Annotated in this window: 15 protein-coding genes; 8 read left to right on the top strand and 7 right to left on the bottom strand. The window is 60.2% G+C overall.

Going from position 1 to position 21,899, the window contains the following annotated elements; translation table 11 throughout:
- Positions 1-22: 22 nt before the first annotated feature.
- Positions 23-259, bottom strand: coding sequence for a DUF1275 family protein (locus HMPREF3175_RS05385; protein WP_070491051.1), 237 nt, complete (start codon positions 257-259; stop codon positions 23-25).
- Positions 260-372: 113 nt separating this feature from the next.
- Here HMPREF3175_RS05385 and HMPREF3175_RS05380 point away from each other — a divergent pair, with 113 nt between their 5' ends.
- The 4 genes from HMPREF3175_RS05380 (at position 373) to HMPREF3175_RS05365 (ending at position 7,539) form a co-directional block, all read left to right on the top strand.
- Complete coding sequence (locus tag HMPREF3175_RS05380) at positions 373-1,281, top strand: SURF1 family protein (protein ID WP_070491049.1); 909 nt, start codon at positions 373-375, stop codon at positions 1,279-1,281.
- A 2-nt stretch (positions 1,282-1,283) separates the two neighbouring features.
- Positions 1,284-1,796: a DUF3817 domain-containing protein gene (locus tag HMPREF3175_RS05375; protein ID WP_083285529.1), complete on the top strand. Its 513-nt coding sequence runs from the start codon at positions 1,284-1,286 to the stop codon at positions 1,794-1,796.
- A 34-nt stretch (positions 1,797-1,830) separates the two neighbouring features.
- A complete protein-coding gene (gene guaA / locus HMPREF3175_RS05370) occupies positions 1,831-3,420 on the top strand; it encodes a glutamine-hydrolyzing GMP synthase (protein WP_141742474.1) in 1,590 nt (529 codons plus the stop codon).
- A gap of 171 nt (positions 3,421-3,591) precedes the next feature.
- On the top strand, positions 3,592-7,539 hold the full coding sequence (locus HMPREF3175_RS05365) for a DUF4011 domain-containing protein (protein WP_070491046.1): 3,948 nt from the start codon (positions 3,592-3,594) through the stop codon (positions 7,537-7,539).
- 277 nt (positions 7,540-7,816) lie between these two features.
- Here the strand turns inward: HMPREF3175_RS05365 and cpaB are convergent, their stop codons facing one another.
- Positions 7,817-8,554 carry a Flp pilus assembly protein CpaB gene (gene cpaB, locus HMPREF3175_RS05360; RefSeq protein WP_176745133.1) on the bottom strand — a complete coding sequence of 246 codons (738 nt, stop codon included), beginning with the start codon at positions 8,552-8,554 and terminating at the stop codon, positions 7,817-7,819.
- A gap of 170 nt (positions 8,555-8,724) precedes the next feature.
- Positions 8,725-9,306 carry a 5-formyltetrahydrofolate cyclo-ligase gene (locus HMPREF3175_RS05355; RefSeq protein ID WP_083285526.1) on the bottom strand — a complete coding sequence of 194 codons (582 nt, stop codon included), beginning with the start codon at positions 9,304-9,306 and terminating at the stop codon, positions 8,725-8,727.
- Positions 9,307-9,509: 203 nt separating this feature from the next.
- Between HMPREF3175_RS05355 and HMPREF3175_RS05350 the strand changes: the two genes are divergently transcribed.
- The gene (locus HMPREF3175_RS05350) at positions 9,510-10,469 is read left to right on the top strand and encodes a UbiA family prenyltransferase (protein WP_070491042.1); all 960 of its coding nucleotides are present in this window, start codon (positions 9,510-9,512) and stop codon (positions 10,467-10,469) included.
- 112 nt (positions 10,470-10,581) lie between these two features.
- Complete coding sequence (locus HMPREF3175_RS05345) at positions 10,582-11,811, top strand: pyridoxal phosphate-dependent aminotransferase (protein WP_070491040.1); 1,230 nt, start codon at positions 10,582-10,584, stop codon at positions 11,809-11,811.
- 9 nt (positions 11,812-11,820) lie between these two features.
- On the opposite strand, the gene HMPREF3175_RS05340 is transcribed toward HMPREF3175_RS05345, so the two are convergent.
- Both HMPREF3175_RS05340 and xseA read right to left on the bottom strand, forming a co-directional pair.
- Positions 11,821-12,099 carry an exodeoxyribonuclease VII small subunit gene (locus HMPREF3175_RS05340; RefSeq protein ID WP_035754326.1) on the bottom strand — a complete coding sequence of 93 codons (279 nt, stop codon included), beginning with the start codon at positions 12,097-12,099 and terminating at the stop codon, positions 11,821-11,823.
- Between the two features lie 34 nt (positions 12,100-12,133).
- On the bottom strand, positions 12,134-13,507 hold the full coding sequence (gene xseA / locus HMPREF3175_RS05335; protein WP_083289419.1) for an exodeoxyribonuclease VII large subunit: 1,374 nt from the start codon (positions 13,505-13,507) through the stop codon (positions 12,134-12,136).
- Positions 13,508-13,633: 126 nt separating this feature from the next.
- Here xseA and HMPREF3175_RS05330 point away from each other — a divergent pair, with 126 nt between their 5' ends.
- Both HMPREF3175_RS05330 and HMPREF3175_RS05325 read left to right on the top strand, forming a co-directional pair.
- A complete protein-coding gene (locus tag HMPREF3175_RS05330; RefSeq protein ID WP_035754325.1) occupies positions 13,634-14,533 on the top strand; it encodes a hypothetical protein in 900 nt (299 codons plus the stop codon).
- A 3-nt stretch (positions 14,534-14,536) separates the two neighbouring features.
- Positions 14,537-15,622, top strand: coding sequence for a 4-hydroxy-3-methylbut-2-enyl diphosphate reductase (locus HMPREF3175_RS05325; protein WP_070491038.1), 1,086 nt, complete (start codon positions 14,537-14,539; stop codon positions 15,620-15,622).
- A gap of 16 nt (positions 15,623-15,638) precedes the next feature.
- On the opposite strand, the gene HMPREF3175_RS05320 is transcribed toward HMPREF3175_RS05325, so the two are convergent.
- Both HMPREF3175_RS05320 and HMPREF3175_RS05315 read right to left on the bottom strand, forming a co-directional pair.
- Positions 15,639-16,850 carry a DNA recombination protein RmuC gene (locus HMPREF3175_RS05320; RefSeq protein ID WP_070491036.1) on the bottom strand — a complete coding sequence of 404 codons (1,212 nt, stop codon included), beginning with the start codon at positions 16,848-16,850 and terminating at the stop codon, positions 15,639-15,641.
- A 186-nt stretch (positions 16,851-17,036) separates the two neighbouring features.
- Positions 17,037-21,773, bottom strand: coding sequence for a lamin tail domain-containing protein (locus tag HMPREF3175_RS05315; RefSeq protein WP_070491086.1), 4,737 nt, complete (start codon positions 21,771-21,773; stop codon positions 17,037-17,039).
- Between the last annotated feature and the right edge of the window lie 126 nt (positions 21,774-21,899).

Genomic DNA, 21,899 nt, shown 5'->3' with positions numbered 1-21,899 from the left:
GCTTTCTCGCGGTCGGCTACGGCTAGTGCGCGCCGGCGATAGCGGCGCCGAAGAGGAAGAACCCGAAGGCCAGTGCAGGCCGTAGCGCGGAGAGTTCGGACGCTCCCGAGAGCGTAACGCCTAAGATCGCGACATTGCCGGTCATGCTGCCGGGGAAGACGCGCCCGAGTGTGAGGAACCCGATCGCGTCGATGATTCCTGAGCTGAACGTGAGGATCAGCATGTGCGCGATGTGACGTCTGCGGATAGAGATGGGCACGGCTGGATTCTAACAATGGTTCTTTGTTTCTCGGCGGCTGTGGCGTGCGGCGCAGACACAGGCGCGGGCGCGCGTTTAAAGCCTCGTACGGGGTGCTCGATAAGATAAGGGGCGTGTTCAAGACTGCGCTTCAACCTAAATGGCTGGCACTGCTGCTTGCGTGTTTGGTGGTGTCAACCGGGTTCGTTTGGCTCAGTAAATGGCAGTTTGAACGGGCCATGGACTACGCGCCGACCACGCAAGAGAAGTCAGAGACAGCGGTCCCGCTTGAGAGCCATTTTGAGCCGGGCAAGGACATGACTCACGCGGACGCTGATCAAATCGTGACGATGAAGGGCCGCTACATCGAAGGCACGCAGGCTTATGTTCAGGACCGGCTCTTTGAGGGCGAGCAGGGGTTCTGGGTTGTTCAGGCTTTCGAGGTCGACGGTGTCTCTGATGTGATGCCGGTTGTGAGGGGGTGGCAACCTGGCGAGACGGAGGTGCCGCCTGCCACGGACGCAACCGAGGTGACCATTACGGGCCGTTTATTGCCATCTGAAGCGCCGATCGCTTCCGGCCGCTCGGCAGATATGCATGGTCTGCCGGTCTTGAAGGACGTCTCGGCGGCCCGTTTGTCGAACATGTGGAACCGGGATGCTTATGCCGGTTTCGTGGTGGTGTTTGAACAGAGCCCGGACGATGTCAAGGCCGGGGTAGATGAGCTGAAACACGTGTATGTTGCGCCGGGGTATTTGCAGGAGAACCGTTTGAACTGGCTCAACGTGTTCTATGGCGTTGAGTGGGTTGTGTTCGCTCTGTTCTCACTGTTTGTGTGGTGGCGCCTGGTTCGCGATGATTATCAGAACGAATTGAAGTTTGAGGCCGAGATGGCTGCCTGGCAGAAGCGGCAGGATGCCCGCGTTGCACAGGCTCAGGCTGAAGCGCGGCAGCGGCTCGCAACCGAAACCCAGCCGGAGGCCGGGACAGGCGATGATTCAGCGCCGGGTGTTGCTGGGCCGGAAAGTAGAGAGAACGGGTAGAGATGACTGAGCAGAATGGCATTCCACGTCCGGAGGATGTTCCTATTCCAGAGGATGACCCGATGCCGCAACGTAGGCAGGGGTTCGGCGGGACTGAGACCCAGATCCGTGGCGCGGCGGTGTTCTTCCGTATCGCCGCGTATGCGACCGGTGTCATGTTGTTGCTGTTGGTTGTTGAGATGGTGCTGAAGTACGCGTTCAACTTGATCGCGTATGCGGGCGGCACGATGCTGCGCACGGGTGAGGCGAACGTGTTCACGTTGGCTGAGCCTGGCATGGTGGTCGATGCGTTCAACGTTTCGATTGCGGTGTTGATTGTGCACGGCTGGCTCTATGTTGTGTACTTGCTGGCGACGTTCATGTTGTGGTCCCGTATGCGGTGGGACTTGAAACAGTTGATCCTGATCGCGTTGGGCGGGGTGGTTCCGTTCCTTTCGTTTGTGATGGAGAAGAAGGTTCACCAGCAGGTTGTTGAGGAGCTTCAAAAGAATCCGCAACAGCTGCGCCGGTACTGAACGTGCGCATCGTGCACTGTAAACGCGATAGGCTTTGAACGTGACTTCTGCAGTAAATCCCCCGCATCCGCGCCCGGTGCTCGTGATCGATTATGGGGCCCAGTATGCGCAGCTGATTGCTCGGCGTGTACGTGAGGCTAACGTGTATTCGGAAGTTGTTCCGCACACGTTTTCGACCGAGCAGATCCTGGCGAAGAACCCTGTTGCCCTGATCTTGTCCGGTGGTCCGTCTTCGGTGTATGCCGATGGCGCGCCGAAGGTTCCTGAGGGCCTGTTTGAGACCGGTTTGCCAACCTTGGGTATTTGTTATGGCTTCCAGGCGATGGCGAACGCTTTGGGCGGCACGGTTTCGCACACCAACCAGCGCGAGTATGGCTCGACCGCCGTTGCTTCGAAGGGTGAGACGTGCACGCTCTTTGATGGCTTGCCGGATGCGCAGATCGCGTGGATGAGCCACGGGGACGCCGTGACCGAGGCGCCTGAGGGGTTCGCAGTTCTGGCGTCCACGGAGCGCACACCGGTGGCTGCTTTCGCTGACGAGGACCGCAAACTTTACGGTGTCCAGTGGCATCCAGAGGTCCAGCATTCCACGCACGGTCAGCAGCTTTTGAAGAACTTCTTGTACGAATCGGCTGGCTTGAGCCCGGACTGGACTGCGCAGTCTGTGGTCGAGGATCAGGTTGCCCGGATCCGCGAACAGATCGGCACCAAGCGCGCTATCTGTGGCTTGTCCGGTGGCGTTGATTCCGCGGTTGCTGCGGCTTTGGTTCAGCGCGCTGTGGGGGATCAACTCACATGCGTGTATGTTGACCACGGTTTGATGCGTGCTGGTGAATCGGAAGCGATCGAGCAGGCGTTCGGTAAGGCTCACGGTGGGGCCGTGCTGAAGGTTGTTGACGCTTCCGAGGTGTTCTTGGACAAACTCAAGGGTGTCACTGACCCGGAGACCAAACGCAAGATCATCGGTGAGCAGTTCATCCGCACGTTTGAGCGTGCCCAAGCGGAGATTATCGCTGAGTCTGAAGGTGAGGACGTCGCGTTCTTGGTCCAGGGCACGCTGTACCCGGACGTTGTTGAATCCGGTGGCGGCGAAGGTGCTGCCAACATCAAGAGCCACCACAACGTGGGCGGTTTGCCGGAAGACCTTGAATTTGAGCTGGTTGAGCCGCTGCGTGAACTGTTCAAGGATGAGGTCCGTGCGGTAGGTACTGAGCTTGGTTTGCCGGATGAGATTGTTCACCGTCAACCGTTCCCCGGTCCAGGTCTTGGTATCCGCATCATTGGTGCGGTGGATAAGCGGCGTCTGGATCTGTTGCGGGAGGCCGATGCGATTGTCCGTGAGGAGATGACGAACGCCGGCCTGGATCGTGAAGTGTGGCAGATGCCGGTCGTGCTGCTCGCGGATGTTCGTTCGGTGGGTGTCCAGGGGGATAGCCGCACGTACGGACACCCGATTGTGTTGCGTCCTGTCACGAGTGAGGACGCGATGACAGCGGACTGGGCGCGCCTGCCGTATGAGCTGATCGCGAAGATCTCTAACCGCATCACGAACGAGGTCGATGGGGTCAACCGCGTGGTGGTCGACGTGACTTCGAAGCCACCGGGAACTATCGAATGGGAGTAATCCTCGCCTGAGAAGCCCCCACTGGGCAGGTTGTGGGCCCGCTTGTTGGGGTCGTGAGCGTTTCGCCGCGGCAACCGCATGTGTTGTAGATGCATGTGTTTGCCGCGGCGTTGCGCGTTCTGCTGGCTCGCGTGAACTACCGTGGAGTATTGACGTGCCATGGAGGATGGAGTGAGTAATCAGGTGAGCGTACAGCAGACCCCCGAGACTCGTTTTCGTGACTGGGTTCAGTCGTTGAGTGGTTCGGCTGGTACGGATTCGCTGTTGCGTTTTGTTCCCACGGAGAAGAACGCGGTTGAGCTGACGCATGCCCACCGCTCTGGTTTGGCGCAGTTTCTGACGGGTCGCCGCACCCGCTTGTCCACGCTTTTGCGTGACCCGGTCCAATATAAGCAAGCGCGTTCCACGGTGCGGGCTATAGCTACGCGTGTGCGTGAAATTTCTGAGTCCCGCGGCGTTGACGTGGGTTATGTTGCGGCTGGTTTGGTCACGTGGCGTACGTTGCGTTCGGGCCGCACAGAGTATTACTCCTCGCCGCTGATGCTGGGCCGTGTTTCGTTGCAGCGCCGTGACGGTGTTGACGATGAAGAGTTGCAGCTGATGGGCCGTGCGGTGCCTAATGAGACTCTTCTGCGGTTTCTGAATACGTCCTACGGACTTGATATCCATCCTGATGATGTGTTGAACGCCGGGTACAGGACCGCGCGTTTCAACCCAACGGGGCCGGTGAACCTGTTGCGTGACATCGCGGCGAAAGCCAACACGAACATCGTGATTGAAGACCGCGTGTGCGTTTCGACGATCGCGACCGCTAGCGATCCGGTGGACCCATCTGTTGTTTCGGTGAACCACCCGATCATCGCGGCTCTGCTCGATGAGTTCGCCCCTGTCGATGAGGACGCGGGCGCCTCGTACGAGTTGGCAACGAAGGTCGCTGACATTCAGGAGGCTGATACCGGATATCACGAGGTTGTTACTGACCAGCACGAGGGGATTGCTCCCCAGCTGGCGCAGAGCCTCGTGGATGATGTCCTGACCCCGGGCGCTGATGATCGGGACCCAGCTGATGAGCTTCTGGTTACCGACGTGGACGACGACGCCTATGCGGTCTTGGATGCGGTGTCTAAGGGTAAGTCGGTTACGGTGAGTGCGCCACCGGGTTCGGAACGCATCAACTTGGCTGTCAACGCTGCGGCACGTTTGGCGGCTGACGGTAAACGAGTTCTGATCGTTGCTGAGAGGGAGTCCACGATCCAGCAGGTCACGGAGAGGTTCGCCCGCGTGAGCCTTGACACGACGCTGGTGAAGCTTGACCGTAACGCCGATCCGGAGGTGCTGCGTGAACGCCTCACGGACGCGATCTTGCGTAACGAACGCACCCACGGAGCTGATTCTTCGGCGAACGATTCCGTGGCTCGCGCTTATCGGGGCGATCTGGTGGAGCATATCCGTTCGTTGCATTCGGTGCGTTCGCGGTGGGGCGCCTCCCCGTTGGACGCGATGCAGGAGCTTGCGCGTTTGTCTTCCGGTGAGAACGCGCCGGCAACCACCGTGCGTTTGAAGCGCTCGGTTTTGGACGCGATGCCGGACAGGGCGCCGGTGGTCGAGCAGTTGCAGCGTGTGGCCGAGCTGGGTGGCTTCTCTCAAGAGTCGCTGGATAGCCCCTGGTATGGATCGCGGCTGCGTAACCGTGGGGAGGCCGAGGCGGCGGTTGCTTTGGTCAATGAGCTTGCGGATTCGGTCCCGGACTTGTGTGAGACTCTTGAGAACACCGCGGCTTCGACGCGGATCAAGCCTGTTGAGTCTTTCGCTCAGTGGGGCGATACGTTGCGTCTTTTGGTTGCGGTGCGGCGTAGTTTGGACCTGTTCGAACCGGATATTTTCGATAAACCGGTCGATGACTTGATCGCTGCAACAGCGCCTTCGCAGTGGCGCCGTGAACGCGGCGTTGAGATGTCTGCGATGACCCGTTCTCGTCTGCGTCGCGTCGCTAAGGAATACGTGCGCCCTGGCGTGCACATCGATGACTTGCATACGGCGCTCACTCAGGTGCGTGAGCAACGGGTTGAGTGGGAGAGCCTTGCCACTGACAACCGGTACCCTTCGATCCCGGCGGGGCTTGAGCGGGTTCTTCAGACATTCCGCAACGTGTTGAGTAGCTTGAACCAGTTGCAGTCGGTGCTGCCCGATCACGAGGCCCGGCTGGATTCCCTTCCCACGGATGCGTTGCAGCAGCGATTGGCGTTGCTGCAAGAGAAGAAGTCTGACCTGGAAACCTTGCCGGAGCGGACACTGTTGATGGAGACGTTGCGCGAGAAGGGGCTGGGTGAGCTCCTGGATGATTTCGCGCAACGCCATGTGAAGTTTGATGCTCTGGAGCAAGAGGTTGAGCTTGCATGGTGGCAGTCGGTCCTGGAAGCGATGATTTCCGGAGACGACTATCTGGCGTTGCAGAGCTCCGAGGAGCTGGAGAAGATCCGCGAGGAGTTCGAGCGCGCGGATGCTCTCCATATTGTTCAGGGCGCGGATCGGGTGGCTGCGGCACTCGCGTACCGGTGGAAGGCTGCGATCGCTGATCACCGGGTAGGTGCCCGCGATATGCGTGCGTTGCTGAAGGTGGGGGATCCGACCCCGCAGCAACTTGCGGCACTCGCTCCGGCGGTTGTGGGTTCGGCGACCCCTGTCTGGGTGGGAGCCCCGCTGTATTTGCCGACCGTTTTGCCGCGCTGGTCGCGTTTCGATGCCGCGATCTTGCTTGATGCGGAGTCGCTGGCGCTTGAGTCTTCGTTGACGACCATCAGCCGCGTTGATCAGGTTCTGGCTATCGGTGATCCGAACACGGGTGTGCCGCTGCGGTTGAACGTCGAGGTTGATAAGCCCCTCAACGCAGGCAGGGGAGAAGACACCCCGTTGAGCGCGTTCGAGGCTTTGAACCGGGTGACGTTGCGCCGTAGTTTGAGACGCAATAATCGTGTTCTGGATGAGCGTTTCATCGAGACGTTGAGCGCTCAATACGAGCAAGGAATGAAGGCTTATCCAACTCCGGCTACCGCCGAGTCCAGTGTTGAGCTGATCCGGATTGAACATCCGCATGCCCCAGCGGGCCGCGGCACCGTGACCTCGACCCCGACTGAGGTAGAGAAGGTTGTTCGGCTGGTGTTTGAGCAACTCACTCAGCATCCTCACCGTTCCCTTGCCGTGATCGCCGGTACCGCCGAGCATGCCCAGCAGTTGGCTCGTGGGATCAGCAATGCGCTTCCGCATCATCCGAACGCGATGCCCGCTTTCCAGCGGCGGTATGAGCCGTTTATTGTGACCTCGGCTGACCGTGTTGATGGTTTGCGGCGCGATAGCGTGATTTTCTCGTTGGGTTTCGCTAACAGCCCGCAGGGGCGCCAGCCTCAGCATTTTGGTGAGCTGAATAGCCGTAACGGTTTGCGGTATGTGATGACGAGCGTTTCGGCTGCACGTTCGCGACTGTATCTGGTGTGTGCTCTGCCGCTTGAGGAGCTTGAAGAGCGCATGGTTGTGGCCCACAGCGGCCCGCTCGAAGACAAGACCCCGGCGCGTTCCGGGATGGAGCTGTTGACTCGCTTGATGCGCTCGGTTGAAGAGCCGCGCACATACCAACTGTTGCGGCCTGCCTTCAAGACCGCTACCCAGACCGAAACGCCAACGCTCGCGGCAAGCTGGGAACAGCATTCTGCCGATGCGGCCCAGGGGCAGCAGTGGCATGTGGGTGCGTTGATGGCGGACTTGTCTCAACGGCTCCAGGCCTATGACCTCATCGTGATCCAGCACCCTGGTTTCGGCGTGGACATGGCGGTGTATGGGCCGGTGTGGCTCAAGACTGCGCCGCTTGCGATCAGCGTGGATTCCTCCCCGGAGTATGCGCAACAGTCGGTGCGTAGCCGCACACGTATTGTCCCTGAAGCGCTTGAGAACCGTGGGTGGAAGCCGGTCCAGCTGTGGACCATCGACGTGTTCAAAGACCCCGATGCGGTGGCTCGTGACATCGCCTCGCAACTCGGTGTTGACGTGCCTGGAGTTGAGGTTCCTGAGGTTCACATTCCTTGGCAGGAATCGGACGGGCCGGGCTCGGACGGGCAGGAATCGTGACAGGTCGGCGCCGTAGAGTCGCGGTAGTCCCACCCACACGGTTGGGTGGGAAACCGACCGACCTTGTGGGGTCCTGGGATGCTGACCTACCCGCTGATCCCGCGCAACGTAAGGGAGTTTCTCACGTCGTGGCGCCTTCGCAACGTAGCCAGGACGAAGACCCTCAACCTGGGGACGCGGCGTTGTTAGCGGAGATGCCTCCGCACTGGAGTCAGAAGCGAACCTAGACTCGGCGTGCCTGGCACCCTCGATGCACCCGTATATCACTCCGTTCACGTCAGTCGCCTTTCCCTCCTGGACGGCGAATGACCAACGTGACACTTCCGCGCTGATGCGCCGCCGAAACCACCGGGGCTTGATCTTCTTTGACCTCCAGCACCACAATCGCGCCCTCGGAGTCCTGTTTACCCAAAGGGAGCCAATCGGCAGCGGTATCCGGTGATCCCGCCCACAAGACCTTGGCGCGTGCTGCGATCACATCGGTGTGCACATCGCCCACTTCATCTGCACGCGTCAACACAACATCAACTTGATCCCCACGCCTCAAGAAGCCCGCGGAGACCGTGTGCGACAGCGAGACACCCACAGCAACATGCCCAGGGGAGACCTCACGCAACATCTCAGAGCCAGCAATCGCCGCCTCGTGCAACGGCACCCCAGCAGGCCAATCCACCGTAAGCGACTGCCCCTCAACCACAGACGCTTGCGTCAACGCCCCCTCCGGTGCAGAACCCAGCAGTTCCACGGTTGTTAGATCCCCGGAAGTCAGCGCTTGCCCTGCCGCAACATCATGAGCCGGCGCAACAACACTGACCCGCTGCGGCGCGTGATCCGACACAATGCTCAATCCAAGCCCAACAAAGCCGAAAGCGCTCGCCGCGGCCACGAGCCGCCGATGCGAATGCCACCACTCCGCCGGCGTGCGGCGGGGCTTAGCTAGGCGCCCCGCAGAGGTGCGCGGGGTGTGGGTTCGCGAGCCAGACCGCGGTGACCGGTGGTTTGAAAAGAGTTTCATGCACACCAGCCTGGCCGCCACCGCTAGCCAGGGTAGGTGTGGCGCCGAAAATGTGGATGAAGCCCCGGGGTGCATGTGGTGTGAATACTGGAACAGTAGAAACACAGGAACCGGTACGGGAAACGGTTGGATACCGCGAGCGTGAATTCGGCTGGGTTCGCCGCAATGGGTCAGCGGCCCAGCTGGTGAAGACCTTCCGGGGTCCACGCGTAGTTGGCCACCGCGTCCCACGGCTCGGCGGGTACATCGCCAGCTGGATACAGCTCGTCCTCGAACACAGCAGCGATCAAGACTGAGCCTTGTGGGAGGGTTTCAACGAAACGGTCATAGAATCCTCCGCCCTGCCCCAGCCGTACGCCTGCGGCATCAATGGCTAAGGCGGGCAATATGACCAGCATCGGATGCCGGGGGAGTGTCAGTTCCTTCCCGCCGGCAGGTTCCGGCACAGGTGCGACCGTTCCTGTCGTGATGGGGAGGTCCGGCGCCCAACGCACCCAGCTCATGCGAGCGCCTGGCAGGCTGCGAGGAACCGCAACACAAGCGCCTGCATCGTATAACTCGCGCATGGCGAGGGAGACATCTGGTTCGGTATCAGCTGCAATGTAGGCGAGGACCACTGGCGCTGTTCCGCCCGGCGTTACGCGCCGAGCAAGCCGCAACACGTCTGGGGCATGGGCCGCAAAACCGGAGGCTGCTGACCGCCTAGCTTCGCCGCCGCGTAGGCGACGCGCAGAGCGGATCAGTGATCGCATCACCCTTTTGCTGTGTTTTTTCACAGGAAAGCTCCGGGAACATCTTGGGACAATAGTTTGTCGCCAAACTTGCGGAATTGCACTTACATTGCTGTAGTTTAGTAACAACACACCGGGAGAACTCCCGTGTTCTTGTGTTCTATGTCGTTAGCGTTATTTGAGAAAAGCTTTTCGACCTATCTTCAATCTACCGAGGAGGGCGCATGACCGCAGATGCACAGCGCTCACAAGGACGCCTCAAGATCCGTTGGGGACGATTTAGCGCAGCACTGATTGGTGCCCTAGCTTTGGTGGGCGCGCCAGTTTTCGTGGGGCTCGCCGCACTGACGCCGATGAGCTGGTGGTGGCCGCTCGTCTGCTTCCTGATCGCTTTCGGAACGTTGATCACGTTACGTACGTGGGCTGTTCAGGAGCGCCGTCAAGAAGCGTGGAAGCGCGCAGCGAAACAGGTTGCCGCGCAGCACGAGCAGGGTAAACCTGCGCAGAACTCGGATGCCGCGATCAAGGCTGAGTCTTCGGAAGATAAGAAACAATCCACCGAGCAGAATACGTCCGATGCGTCCAAAATGGATGTAGAAAGCTCCGCATCCGCCGCAGGCACGGAGAACACGTCAGCCCAGCGCGGAACAGCCGCGCCTGAACAGCACAGCAACACTGAGGAGGATAGCGACGCTCAGGAGCAGTCTGCTACTGGTTCAGATGCCGAGAAAGGCGCGGAACAGGACGTAGTTGAGGAACCGGCGCCGAAAGTATCCGCCTCGGAAGTTCCGTTCGATTTCGTAGCTGACACTGAGGCGTTGCGTAAAGCTGAGGCCGAGAAAGCGGCGGCAGAAGCAGCAGCCGCCGCTGAGGATGAACTAGACGCTGATGCCGATACCGAGGCAGAAGCCGATGCCGAGGCCGAAGAAGGCTCGGAGGAAGCGCAGCGCGTGGCTGAAGCGACTAAGGCCGGTAAAGGCTGGGTTCCGCACAAGGTTCCGGCCCCTGGCTACGCGTCTAAGCCTGAGGCTCACCGCGAGAAGGCCGAACCGTTCCAGGCGGAGGAAGAGAAGAAGCCTGAAGAGGTTACCTCGATCCGTAAGTCTGAGCGTGAACGTGCCGAGCGTGAACGTCTCCAGGAAGCGCTGGACTTGGACGGCATCATGAGTCGCCGCAGGGCATAAAGCAGAGCACGCACGCGTGGCTTATTCCGGTGTGTGACATATCGGGGTAATCTTTGAGAGGCGTCGATCACGTTCGTGATCGGCGTCTTTTTCTTCATGATTGGATGGAAGAATGTCGGAAATCAAACAGTCAGCCAAGCTCAACAATGTTCTCTACGACATTCGCGGGCCTGTGCTTAAGGAAGCGCAACGCATCGAAGAGCAGGGCAACCGGGTCCTGAAACTGAACATCGGCAACCCCGCGCCGTTCGGTTTTGAAGCGCCCGATGCGGTGTTGGTTGACATGATCCGCAACCTTCCGCACGCGCAAGGCTACTCGGATTCTAAGGGCATTTTGTCGGCCCGCACCGCTGTGAGCCAGTACTACCAGACCAAAGGTATCCAGAGCATCGGAGTGGATGACATCTACCTCGGCAACGGTGTCTCTGAACTGATCCAGTTGAGCCTCAACGCGTTGCTGAATCAGGGTGACGAGGTCCTGATCCCGGCCCCTGACTATCCGTTGTGGACCGCCGCGACCTCGCTGGCGGGTGGTAGGCCCATCCACTACATGTGCGTCGAGGAAGAAGGGTGGCTGCCGGACCTCGAGGACATGGCGAACAAGATCACCCCACGCACCAAGGGCATCGTGGTGATCAACCCGAACAACCCGACCGGTGCTGTCTATCCAAAGCACATCCTCGAGGGTATTTTGGAGCTTGCCCGCAAGCATGGACTCGTGGTTTTCGCGGACGAGATCTACGAGAAGATCACCTATGACGGCGCCCAGATGCATAACATGGCGTCGCTGTCTGATGACGTTGTGACGTTGTCATTCTCTGGGCTTTCGAAGGCCTACCGCGTGTGTGGCTACCGGTCCGGTTGGATGGCTATTTCTGGCCCTAAACACACTGCCTCCGACTACATCGAGGGCCTCGACCTGCTCGCGAACATGCGTTTGTGCGCCAACGTTCCAGCGCAGCACGCGATCCAGACCGCGTTGGGCGGTTACCAGTCGATCAATGACCTGATTCTGCCCGGTGGCCGCCTCTTGGATCAGCGCGATGTGGCTTATCACCGTTTGAAAGCGATCCCGGGTGTCTCCGTTCAGCAGGCCAGCGGTTCGCTGTATCTGTTCCCTCGTCTTGACCCGGAGGTCTACCCGATCAAGGATGACGAACAGTTCGCGCTGGACCTGTTGCGGCAGCAACGCATCCTGGTCACGCAGGGCACCGGTTTCAATTGGCCGAACCCGGACCACTTCCGGCTCGTGTTCTTGCCGGGCGTGAACCTGCTCAACGAGGCTCTAGACCGGATCGAGGAATACCTCGAAGGCCTACGCGAGCGCGGCATACGTTTCTAAGTACAGGCTCTAGGCGCCGGTTGTTCCATCTTCGGATGGGGCAGCCGGCGCCGCTGTTTCTTCCTGTTCCTCCCGGCGGGCTTTAGCGGCATCGAGTTTCGCTTGCGCGCCGTCGAGCCATGCTTGGCAGCGTTGGGCGAGCTGTTCGCCGCGTTCCCACAGTTCGAGGGATTCCTCAAGCGTTGCGCCGCCGGCTTCAAGCCGCTGCACGACGTTGATGAGCTCGGCTCGTGCCTGTTCATAGGACAACGTGGAGACGTCTGGGCGTTCGGTTGGGTTTTCCGTCATGTGGTGACCTCACATCGGTTGTAGTTGGTTTGGGTTAGTCCTGTGTATCGGCAGAAGCGATCCGTGCGCCTGCGGAAGTGAGCAGAAGTGTCCCATCGCTGAGCCTTGCGGTGAGTTCGCTACCTTCGGGAGCTTGCTCGGTGTGCATGATGACACGCCCGGTGGTGCTGTCTTGGAGCACTGAGTAGCCGCGCTCGAGTGTCTTCTGCGGGGAGAGCGAACGGACCCGGTCGAGTAAGTGCGTTACTTCTTGACGCGAATGGGTGAGTGCGGTGCGCATCGAGATTTCGAGGCGGCCCTGCCACTGACTCAGCTCGGTACGGCGTTCCTCGACCATCCGTTCAGGCTGTTTGAGCACGGGGCGGGAACGGCGGTCCTCGAGGTCGGTGCGGGCACGGGCCAGCATCGTGTTCATCGCCGCGTTGATGCGGGTGAGCCCTTCGAGGATGGTCGCTTTCTCTACCGCGACGTCCGGGATGATGCGTTTGGCGGCATCCGTTGGGGTGGATGCGCGCAGGTCTGCGACGTCGTCGAGGATGGGGCGGTCGTTCTCGTGCCCGATCGCGGAAACCACGGGGGTCTGGGCGGAAGCGACGGCTCGGATGATGCGTTCATCGCTGAAACCGAGGAGGTCTTCGAGTGAGCCGCCGCCGCGCGCGATCACGATGACGTCCACCTGCGGGTCTGCATCGAGGTCTTCAAGCGCTGCGAGCACTTCGGGCACGTTGCGGGTGCCTTGGACCGCGACGTGCCGGACCTCGAACGCGACGGCCGGCCAGCGCAGCTCAGCGTTGCGTAGCACGTCCTTCTCCGCATCGGAGTGTGCGCCTGTGATCAGACCGATACGTTGCGGAAGGAACGGGATCGGTTTCTTACGGTCGGGATCGAACAGGCCCTCCGCGGCGAGTGAGCGGCGGAGCTTTTCAAGCCGGAGCAAGAGCTCGCCTTCGCCCACGGGCTTCATGTCGGTGACCCGCATCGAGAGGCGGCCGGTCTTGAGCCAGAAGTTCGGTTTGATGCGCGCTACGACACGCTGCCCAACGTCGGGCCGGGTTTCCAGCGAACGTGCGACGTCACCCCAGATAGCAAGCGATAGGGACGCTTCCTCTTCGAGGTCACGCATGGTCGCGAAGACAGAACCGCGCCGATGGTTGACCTCGATCAGTTGGCCTTCGACCCACGTGTTGGAGACACGTTCGATGTGGGTTTTAAGGTTGTGCGCAAAGTAGCTGAGCGGCCACGGGTTTTCGTCAGTGGTTTCCGCGGCGGTGGGTGCCAAGGTGCGCTGCGGGTCGGGGGTGGGCACGGCTTCGGTATGTGGAAGCTGTAGCGCCGCATCGGGTGCTTGAGGCTCACCAGGTGCTTGATGGTCACCGGGTGGTTGAGGCGCATCGGGTGTTTCGGTCATGCCCGTGTGTTTCCTTCCCGTTGGTGCATACACACCATTAGACCTGATTATGAGGGGGTTCGGCTAAGCATGTGGATAGGATCTTGTTTATCCACACCGTAGAACCCTGAGATGGGATGTTGAACTGTGCGTAATGTTTTGGCTGTTTTCCTTGCGGCGGTAGCTGCCGTGTGCGGTGCTTTCGCGTGGGCCGGATTCCGGGTCGATGGGTTCTTAGGGCATCCGGACGAGATCAAGCAGTTGTACGGGCCGGTGATTGATGATCCGCAGGTGCGTGAACGGTTGACGAAGAACGCGAACGAGACACTGTTCCAGAACATTAACGTGCAAAACTCTGAGCTGGAACGGCTGCTTGAAGAACCGTTGGGCAAGGTTGTCAATACGGTTTTGGATACTCCGGAGGCACACAGTGCGTGGCTGCAAAGCCTGGATGAGTCCCGTGCAGCCTATGTTGATCAGGTGCGTTCGGGGCATGCTTCCGCTGGCGACATTCCGTTGATTCTAGATCCGTTTGCGAAGCAAGTGAACCGCAAGGTTGAGCAGGTGCTTGATCAGTCGACGGAACAGGTCCCGGGGCTGCGTTCGGTGATCCCTAAGTCTGGTGCTGTGTTTGGGGATCAGTGGCGCATGCGGTTCAGTATTACGGAGCAGATCCCGATTTCAGCGGTCGGGATCCCGATGTTGACGATGCAGGTGCAGCAGTCCGCGCATTGGGAGGCATACGCGGTGGTGTCTGCCGCATCGTTCATTCTTGCGTTGCTGATTGCGCGGCGCCGAGCGGTACCGTTCGTGGCGGCCGGGGTTGTGGCATTGGCGTTCGGTGCGTTGGTTTTGGGGCTGACCGGCATGTTGGATACCTCTGCTCGTGTGGTTTCGGAGCCGTTGGCGCGTCCGTTCATTCTGGGTATTAGGGATGTGACGTCTTCGATCGGTCTGCCTGTGACTGCGGCCGGCGGTGGGCTGCTTGTGTTGGGGCTGATTGGTTTGGCGGTGGGCCGTGCTCGGCGGCGGTCGGTAGAATACTGAAGTATGTCGAGTGCTGCTGTTTCTTTGGGGTTACCTCCGGTTCCGCGTGTGCGCCGTTCTCGTGAAGAGGTTGAGGCTGCGGCTGAGGTGAGTGGGCCTAAGCGTGTGCTTTTGGCTGAGCCGCGTGGTTATTGCGCGGGTGTTGACCGTGCGGTGATCACGGTTGAGAAGGCTTTGGAACATTTCGGTCCGCCGATCTATGTGCGTAAGCAGATTGTGCATAACCGTCACGTTGTTGAGACGTTGGAGGAACGCGGCACGATCTTCGTGGAGGAGACCGACGAGGTACCTGAGGGCGCGATGGTGGTTTTCTCTGCGCATGGTGTTTCCCCTGCTGTGCACGAGGAAGCGGCGCAGAGGAATTTGCGCACGATTGATGCGACGTGCCCTTTGGTGACGAAGGTTCACCGTGAGGCGGTGCGTTTCGCGAAGGCTGGTCAAGAGATTCTCTTGATTGGTCATGATGGACACGAAGAGGTTGAGGGCACCTACGGTGAGGCGCCTGTGGTGACCACGATCGTGAACGACGTTGAGGAGGCCCGCACGGTTCAGGTGAAGAACCCTGATTCGGTGCGGTGGCTGTCTCAGACAACGTTGTCGGTTGACGAGACAATGGAGATCGTGGAGATTCTGCGTGAGCGTTTCCCTAATCTCCAGGACCCGCCATCGGACGATATTTGTTATGCGACCACGAACCGGCAGTCTGCCATTAAGGAGCTGGCGCCGCGCGCTGACTTGGTGATTGTGGTCGGGTCGACGAACTCGTCCAACTCGGTCCGGTTGGTTGAGGTCGCGTTGCAGTACGGCGCTAAGCGTGCGGAGCTGGTGGACTTTGCGCGTGAGGTGGATGAGTCCTGGTTTGAGGGCGTTGCCACGGTAGGCGTTTCTTCGGGTGCTTCTGTTCCTGATGTTTTGGTTCAGGAGGTTCTGGATCTTCTGGCTGAGTACGGTTATGACGTTGTCGAGCCGGTTGTGACGGCGGAGGAGGACATCTTGTTCTCGCTACCGAAGGAGCTTCGCGTGAAGTTGCGTGAGGACGGCGACGATTCCCGCGTGCTAGGTGGCCGCGGCGCACGCCCAACCACATAGCCTTTGCGACATAGGGCTAGTCATTGACGTGCGGGGTCGGGTTGGCACTGGCGTCGAGGGCGGCGAGGTTGTTTTCGGCGTTGGTTGGCCCGATGGCTGGGTCGAGTTCTTGGATGCGCCGCAGGCTCGGTAGTAGCCGTACGTTCATGGAGCTGAGGATCCGGTTGTAGCTTTCAACGCTGTGGTTGAGGGCTTTACCGTGTTCGTTGAAATGCCCGAGCACGATCCCGATGCGTTCGTGCAGTGTTTTCGCTTCCTTGTAGAGGGCGTTCGCGTTGTCGGTGAGTTGGTGTTGACGCCATGACACGGCGAGCCCTTTGAGGATCGCAAGCAACGTGTTGGGGGATGCGAGAACAACGTTGTTCGCAAACGCGGTGTCGAGTAGTTGCGGCCGGACATCGAGCGCACGCGACAGCATCGATTCGGCGGGCACGAAGCACACGACGACATCTGGGCTACCCTCGAGCACGGTCTGGTAGGAGCGTTTGCTGAGCTCTTTGATGCGGTCTTCGAGCACTTTGGCCGTGGTGAGCTCGTATTCGCGTTGGTCACTGAAGGTTTCGGCGTCTGGGAATGGAGCTTTAGCGTCCACGGCGATGTTGCCGTTGCCTGGCAGGTGCACCACCATGTCTGGCCTGCCGCCTGGTGTTTCGTCGCGGGAGCGGACGGAGGCTTGTTCCGTGAAGTCGACGTGGCGAGTCATCCCGGCTAGTTCGACGATGCGGCGCAGCTGAATCTCGCCCCACGAGCCGCGTTTGGAGGTGTCCTTGAGCGCCCCGGCGAGCGCTGTGGTTGTGGTGAGCAGTTTCTGATCGTGCTCTATCAGGTGGCGTAGCTGTTCTTGGAGGGTTGCGTCGTGCCGGTTGCGTTGCTTTTCCATGCTGTTGACGGTGATCCCGAGCTCGTGGAGCTTGGTCGTCATGGGTGCCAGCGTGCGCAGGATCTGGTTCTCGGTGTTCTCCTGCTCGGCCTTCTGCGCTTCGTACTCAGCTTGGGTGCGTTCTAGAACGTTGGCTCGCCCGAGTGCTCCCGCGGCCTCTGCGCGGGCACGGGATTCGGCTTCATGCGCTTGTTCGAGCCCGGAGCGCAACTGATCCACGATGGAGCGTAACCGCTCGATCTCGCCTCGCTCCGCGGACCCCGGGCCCCAGCGAAGGGCGGCGAAGGCGCCAAGAACAAGCCCGATAATGAGCGCGAGAACCGCCAAAATAATTGAAATAGCCTCCATGCCTCTAGCTTCTCAAGACCCCCTGACAGTTTGAAACGCGGCACAGGTTTTGCGGAAACGCGGCGTGAGCTTTCCTGCAATGCAGCGGTGGTTCCCTCCAATTAGAGGGAACCACCGCATCGGTTATGTAGCCAGCCTTAGCTACTAGCTGGAGCCGGCTGGTTGTGCCTAGCTTGTGTGGCTAGGTCAGCGTGTGCGTCGCCGCAACATCCATGCCATGGCTGCGCCGCCCATCGTGAGGGATACGGCAGCCAGGCCGAGGGCTGTGACATCAGCGCCGGTTGCCGCGAGAGCCACAGCGGGGCGGTTCGGTTGGTGCTGTCGAGGGCTGGTATCGCCGGCACCCGTAGTCCCGGCACCCGTAGCCCCGGCGCCCGCGGAGTCACCATCCGGTGCCTTACCCGGACCGCCTGGCCCGCCCGGCTTACCCGGCGCAATAGGTTTAGCAGGTGCGCTTGGTTTACCTGGCTTGCTCGGCTTTTCGGGTTCAACGTCGGTGCCTGGGTTGTCTGGTTTCTCGATGTCGCAGTCGCCGCCTTGGACGGTGACGCGTTGCAGCGCGGAGTAGTGCTTGGCGCCGTATGGGTCGGTTGTTAGAACGTAGATGGTGTGCTCGCCCTCGCTTAGGTTTTCAACGGAAACCTTGGCTTCGGTGCCGGACTCCACATCCCCCACGGAGCCGAGTTCCTTCGCAGTGAGCACGTCGACGCGGGCCTTGGCTGTGGTGAGGGACTTGGTTTTCGCTTCGAGGCCTAAGGCGTCGTAGCTGAGCGTGAACTCTTGGTGTTCTGGCTCCAGCGTTGCGTCTTCGGCGTTGTATTGCTTCAGCGATGGCGAGAAGGTGCGGACCTTCACATGCTGGCCCTTGTTGTCGAAGTGCATGAGCCGTAGGAAGCCTTGGCCGCCTTCGGGTAGCGCCTGGTAGTCGAACAGCATCTGGGTTACGGTGCGTTCGGCTTCGCCGTCGCCGTTGTCATCGAAGCGATCCACTCGCGTGTAGGCGTCGTGGTAGTGGCCGCTCATCACGGCGCGGACGTTGGCGTTCGGGGTGATCACCTCGTCGTAGATCCTTTGCGGGATCGGGCCGAGCCCACCGGTGGTGAGCATGTATTCGTGGAGGTTGATGATCGCGGTGCGTTCAGGGTATGCCTTGAGCACTTCGTTCATCCACGCGATCTCTTCATCGCCTGGGGCCCAACCCATGTAGAGCATGATGAAGTCGTGCCCGCCGGCAGTGATGAGGTCGTAGTGGCCGCGGTTGTTTTGGTGGGAGCCGCCGTACCACGGGTTGTGTGCAAAGCGGTGGGCACCGAAGTTCTTGGAGTATTCGGTGAAGTCGTTGCTCATGTGCCCGACGTCGTGGTTACCGGCGAGCACGCCGTAGGGGAGGCCGGCGTCACCGAGCATCTTGTAGGCCTTGTTGGCGTTGTCCCACTGGAACTGTTGCTCGGCTTTATCGACGATGTCGCCGGTGTGGAAGAGGTACTGCAGGTTGAGTGGTTCGCGGCGTTCCAGCAGATAGTTGTGGATGGCGATCTGGTGGTCGTAGAAGGATTCGTTGTAGTACTGGGTGTCGGTTTCCCACGCGAAGGTGAAGTCGTATTCGCTGCGTGGGGTGTCGTCTGGGTGGTATGGCTCTACGGCGCTGTCGCGTCCGGAGAGGTTAGGCCCGGCCCAGCCTTCGGAGTGTTGGACTATGGCACGGATTTCGCCATCTACGGCGTGTTCACCTAGCGGCACCATCGCCTCGAGTGTGGCTTCGCCGGTTTTCTTGTCGGTGAGTGCCACATCGACTTCTTGGTAGGCGTTGGTTGCCGTGTTCCACACGAGCAGGCGGATGCGGGCGCCGGGGTCGGTTGTGCCTTCCCATGCGACGCGTACGAGGGCGTCCTTGCCGGCGTCTTCCGGTACCGCGGTGGTGAACGCGTGGAATGGAAGCTCAGTGTCCGATGTGGTGGTGCCCCCGGCAGTGAGCGTGTCGCCGTTCCGTTCGGTTTGGTTGGCGTTGTTGACGGTTCCGCTCACAGCTGTGAGGGTCTCGTTTTCGAGGCTTGAGGTGTGGCCTTCGCGGAAGGACACGGTGAGTGGGTCACCGCTCGGGTCAGATACGCGGGCGGTCAGCGAGCCTGGGGTGCAGACGTTGAGGATGGCGCCGGCTTGGTTGGAGATGGTTCCGTTGGGTTGTTCAACGGGGGTGGTGAAGGTCAGGGTTCGTTTGGATACGTTGCCGATCTTGTCTTTGGCGGTGATTTCCAGGGTGTGGGTGCCGGCTGGCATGGTCACGCTGGAGAGTTCGGTTCCGTTGTCGATTTTCTCGCCGTTGAGGGTGGCTTCGATCGTGTCGAGTCCCGAATCTTTATCGGTTGCGTCGAAGTCGATGGTGAAGCCGCCGCGTTTCTCTTCTCCGTCCTTTACGGATGTGGTGATGGCGGGGGCGGTGTTGTCGACTTTGATGGTTCGTTCGGTGCGGGAGCCGTCGGGGCTGGTTCCGCACACGATGTGTTCGCCGTCGGCCACGGTGGTGGAGTCCCATTGGGCGGCCTGGGCGTTGTAGGCGTCTTCTGGGATGGTGAAGGGCGCTTCGAGGACTTCGACTTTGCCGGTGGAGTCACCCATCTGGATGATTTGGGTGGGGTCTTCCCAACCTGGTGCGCGGAGGGTGCGGCCGTCGGGGAGGACGAGCCGGATGTTGCGGACCACGAAATCGTCGTTGTTTTCGTTTGGGTCTGGGCCTGGTGCGGCTTTCGTGCCGGCGGCGATGTCGACCTGGAGTGGTTTTCCGGCGGTCACGTAGTTGAGTGGCACATCGGTTGAGACGGTGGCCCATTCGGCGTAGGTGCCTTCGTCGAAGATATGGAGGACGTCGCCGTTAATGAGCACGCCGTTGCGGAAGAAGGTGTCCGTTTGGGAGGTTTCGAACGCGAAGGTCGGTGCTTTTTCGAGTGAAGCGTGGGTATCGGTGAGTGGCTTGTCGTTGACGCAGACCCCGAGTTTCTCGCCCGGGGTGTCAGATGCCACCGAGATAGGGACGGTCCCGCGCACGAACTCACCATCTTTGACGTTGAGCCGCAACGGATTCGTGTTGACGCCATCGAGCGGGATACGCACCTTTTCGGTGGTGGTTTCGTTGGTTCCGTCGCTTGCGGTGACGGTGTATTCGAAGTAGCGCTTACCGAGCAGGTCTGCTTTCGGGATGGTGAACGTATAGTTTCCGTCGCCGTTGTTGGTGACGTTGTGGACCTGCGGTTCGGGATCGGCGTTGGAGGAGAGGGTGAGCTCTACTCGGCGTACCTGGACGTTGTCGGTGATCTTGAACTTCAGTTCACCGTTCTTGTTGGGGTCCAGTGACTTAGGGCTCTGGTCTTTGATGACCGGGGCTTCAGCATCTTCCGGGATGTCGATGACGCTGCCGGGAGCTTGTTCTGGCTTGATGGAGCCCGGGGTTGCCGCGCTCTTTTCGAGGATGTTCGCGTTACCCGGATCATCAGGGTTGGCGGCGTAGTGGATGCCGATGTCTTTGGCTGGGTCTTTCTCGCCGGTCACGTTGTAGTTGACGCGGTGGACTTTCTCACCCGTGCGGGTGCGCAGTTCCATACCGCGGGGGCTTCCGTTGGCCATGCCGGCGGACTTGTTCTCAACCAGGGTGAAGTCTTCGAGGTTGACCCCGTAATGCTTCGCGAAGTCTTCCGCGCTCAGGTCGTCGTTAGGCCCGTTTTTGATCCACACGACCACGGTTTTACCCGGCTCAACCACCGCATCGTGCGGTTCCATCGGCCATTCAGCGGAGTTAGTGATGGTGAGGTCGTTGAGGATATAGAGGTAGTGGAGCTGGTAGTCGCGCAGGTTGATCGCGGTGTTGGTGGGGTTGTAGATCTCAATGAACTCGTATCCATCCGAGCCACCAACGTTGGTCGAATCCGGGACGAGCTCCGTGATCAGCAGCTTGCCGAGGTTGCCTGTGGCTGGGGCAGGTTCCTTGCTCGGGTCAGCAGATTCCGATGGCGACGTTGACTCCGACGGGGACGCTGACTCTGACGGGGATGCTGACTCCGATGGGTCAGCAGATTCGGATGGTGATGCCGAGCCAGATGAGGACTCAGATGGTTGCTCGGACGCAGACTCGGTTGGTTCCGTGGTCTCTGCCGGTTCCGTGCGCTCAGCTTGGGTTTCAGATTCCGCTGGTGCTGCCGATTCGTTCGGCTCTGCGGGCTGGCTTGTTTCTGTAGCGTCGCTCGGTTCTGTAGCGTCGCTCGGTTCGGCGGTTTCTGTTGAGGTGAACGCTCGGGTGAGTTCTTTACCTTGCGAGTCGGAGACGCGAAGGCCGAACGTCTTCTCTACCTTGCTTTCCAGGCCGTGCGCGATCTCAACACGGGTCGAGTCATTGAGCTTCCACGCTTTCTTGAAAGCCGCGATGTCTTCCTGCGTTTCCTGTGGCTTGCCGGAGGTCTCGGTTTCGTCGCGCGCCTCAGCGGATGCCTCGCCAGCCGCTTCGGAGGCGTTCTCGCGTTGCGGGGTCAGCCACAGCACAACCTTCTCGTTGGGTTTGATGGTGACGGGCGCATCGACCTCAAGCTCAACATCGTTGGCCGTCTTTGTGGAGTCTTCGGTGATGTAGCTGAGGCTGAGGCCGTCTTTACCGATCGTGACTGGCTTAGAGCCGGGGTTGGTCAGCTCAACGAAAGGGTAGTCGCGCGTCGTGGTGTTGTCGTTGCCGCTATTGAGTTCGGTCACGGTGAGCGGCGCAGTATCTGCGTCTGGCTGGACGGGCTGATCAGCCCGGAGCGAGTGTGCGGCGTTGCTTGCGGCCGATGCGGTGGCCGGCGCGAGGATGGGTGCGGATGCGAGCGAGAAACTTAAGACCGCTGCAGCAAGGACCTTGTTGGTGTTGCTGTTGCGGCGAGAGGTGAACCTCGAAGGTTTCATGTCCTTCACTTTCGGGTGGAGTGTCAAGGTCAGGGACATTCCAAGCTCTACAGAACCAACGCAACAGTTCAGTGAATCGGCCGTGATGGTTAGGGAACACGAGTATCCCCGCCGGTCACAGGGTTT

Origin of the sequence: Arthrobacter sp. HMSC08H08 (assembly GCF_001807575.1) — a bacterium.
Classification (GTDB): domain Bacteria; phylum Actinomycetota; class Actinomycetes; order Actinomycetales; family Micrococcaceae; genus Pseudoglutamicibacter; species Pseudoglutamicibacter albus.
This window is presented reverse-complemented; position numbering and strand designations above follow the sequence as displayed.

Excerpts from the sequence above, each read along its gene's own strand:
- HMPREF3175_RS05375 (WP_083285529.1), top strand. The coding sequence starts at position 1,284 with ATGACTGAGCAGAATGGCATTCCACGTCCGGAGGATGTTCCTATTCCA.
- cpaB (WP_176745133.1), bottom strand. The coding sequence starts at position 8,554 with ATGAAACTCTTTTCAAACCACCGGTCACCGCGGTCTGGCTCGCGAACC.
- HMPREF3175_RS05355 (WP_083285526.1), bottom strand. The coding sequence starts at position 9,306 with ATGCGATCACTGATCCGCTCTGCGCGTCGCCTACGCGGCGGCGAAGCT.
- HMPREF3175_RS05350 (WP_070491042.1), top strand. The coding sequence starts at position 9,510 with ATGACCGCAGATGCACAGCGCTCACAAGGACGCCTCAAGATCCGTTGG.
- HMPREF3175_RS05345 (WP_070491040.1), top strand. The coding sequence starts at position 10,582 with ATGTCGGAAATCAAACAGTCAGCCAAGCTCAACAATGTTCTCTACGAC.
- HMPREF3175_RS05340 (WP_035754326.1), bottom strand. The coding sequence starts at position 12,099 with ATGACGGAAAACCCAACCGAACGCCCAGACGTCTCCACGTTGTCCTAT.
- xseA (WP_083289419.1), bottom strand. The coding sequence starts at position 13,507 with ATGACCGAAACACCCGATGCGCCTCAACCACCCGGTGACCATCAAGCA.
- HMPREF3175_RS05325 (WP_070491038.1), top strand. The coding sequence starts at position 14,537 with ATGTCGAGTGCTGCTGTTTCTTTGGGGTTACCTCCGGTTCCGCGTGTG.
- HMPREF3175_RS05320 (WP_070491036.1), bottom strand. The coding sequence starts at position 16,850 with ATGGAGGCTATTTCAATTATTTTGGCGGTTCTCGCGCTCATTATCGGG.
- HMPREF3175_RS05315 (WP_070491086.1), bottom strand. The coding sequence starts at position 21,773 with ATGAAACCTTCGAGGTTCACCTCTCGCCGCAACAGCAACACCAACAAG.